General features: G+C 57.5%; 2 protein-coding genes and 1 pseudogene. All 3 read right to left on the minus strand.

Going from position 1 to position 1,394, the window contains the following annotated elements:
- Window positions 1-142: 142 nt before the first annotated feature.
- A pseudogene (locus tag F804_RS16785) lies at window positions 143-565 on the minus strand (IS66 family transposase); the annotation flags it as partial.
- A gap of 175 nt (window positions 566-740) precedes the next feature.
- Window positions 741-1,004: a ribbon-helix-helix protein, CopG family gene (locus F804_RS17285; RefSeq protein ID WP_084686703.1), complete on the minus strand. Its 264-nt coding sequence runs from the start codon at window positions 1,002-1,004 to the stop codon at window positions 741-743.
- Window positions 997-1,239, minus strand: coding sequence for a hypothetical protein (locus F804_RS16790; protein ID WP_156845268.1), 243 nt, complete (start codon window positions 1,237-1,239; stop codon window positions 997-999). The genes F804_RS17285 and F804_RS16790 overlap by 8 nt, the downstream gene beginning before the upstream one ends.
- Window positions 1,240-1,394 lie beyond the last annotated feature (155 nt).

The following is a 1,394-nucleotide window of genomic DNA, read 5'->3' on the forward strand; positions in this document are numbered from 1 at the left end:
GTTACGATAGATGCCCAAAGGTCTTCCTCTCCGCCGTCGCTCTCGCTGCCACCGTCATGTTCTGGCTGTGACCATCAATGAGTCTGGAGCCTAAATTATGTTCTTCCGGTAGATCTGCTCTACCGTGATTGAATGGGCGCTGTTACTCTGCCCGCACAGCGTAACGCCACGGCATCAGCTCGTCGAGGCGAGTGATCTTGTGATCCGCAATTCGGGCGAGAACCCAAGTGAGCCATGCTTGTGGATCTACGCCGTTCATCTTGGCAGTTTCGATCAGGGTATAGGCGATGGAAGCCGCTTTTCCGCCGCCCTCGGAGCCGACGAACAGGTAATTTTTGCGGCCTATCGCAATTGGCTTCATCGCCCGCTCCGCGGAGTTGTTGTCAAGTTCCAAGATGCCGTGATCCAGATAGGGGCACAGCTTCTTCATCCGCGTCAGAGCATAGCGGATGGCCTTGGCCAGTTCGGATTTGCCCGGAATCCGTGCCAGCTGCGCGGCCAGCCAGGCTTCCAGATCATCGAGCAGCGGCTTTGACCGGGATTGGCGCAGTTGGCAGCGCCGCTGAACATCATCGGGACAGAACTTTGCCGCTCGTCCTCGGACAATGCGAGAAGTTGTTCGGGCAGATAGTCACGATACTTTGCAACTGCATCTTCATCAGCGTGGGCGACGCTGACGAGAAGAATCAAGAAGATCAAAGCTATTCGAAACATGCTGGCACTTTCAAAAAATTACGTAACTATGCATTTGCGCGTTTAAGGTATTCCGAAAGCGCCGCTTCCAATATCGCCTGGTGCGTCTGGTCCGTTTCGGCGGCATGAAGCCTCAGGCGCTTGTAGGTCTCGCCATCGAGGGCCAGTGTCAGCCGTTTCTCACCTGGGCGCTTCGCTGGTTTCTTGTCCTGAGCTGCGCCCTGCCCTGCCCCGCGTTGCGGTATCCCGGTATCGGTTGGGCGGATTTCTGTGTTCAACAGGCCATCGAGGGCGACAGGTTTCTTAGCCATCCAGAATCCCCTTCACGTAGTCCCATACGGCGGCAATCTCTGCCCCCGCCTTGTCGTCGGTTGTCTCAGATACCCCTTGGCCGGTCGCGCCGGTCTCAGCATAGGCGACACGTTGCGCGATATTTACCGGGGCAACCCTGCCATGTTGCGCCAGGACGCGGGCCGCTTCTTCCGTGATCCGCGCACGCGGCGTCTGAGACAGTGCAAAGGCGAACGGCACCTTCGCGGCATTCACGGCGGCTATGGTCGCGCCTACGGCCCGCAGATCGTCCGGGGAAGGTCGAACCGGGATCAATACTAGGGTCAGGACCCATTAATTTTCTTGATGCCGTCCTGTCGGCGTGATTCACGCTCCCAAACAGGTGGGGGCATCATGAGTAATCTTTTCTG

The organism is Paracoccus zeaxanthinifaciens ATCC 21588, from assembly GCF_000420145.1.
Taxonomy (GTDB): Bacteria; Pseudomonadota; Alphaproteobacteria; order Rhodobacterales; family Rhodobacteraceae; genus Paracoccus; species Paracoccus zeaxanthinifaciens.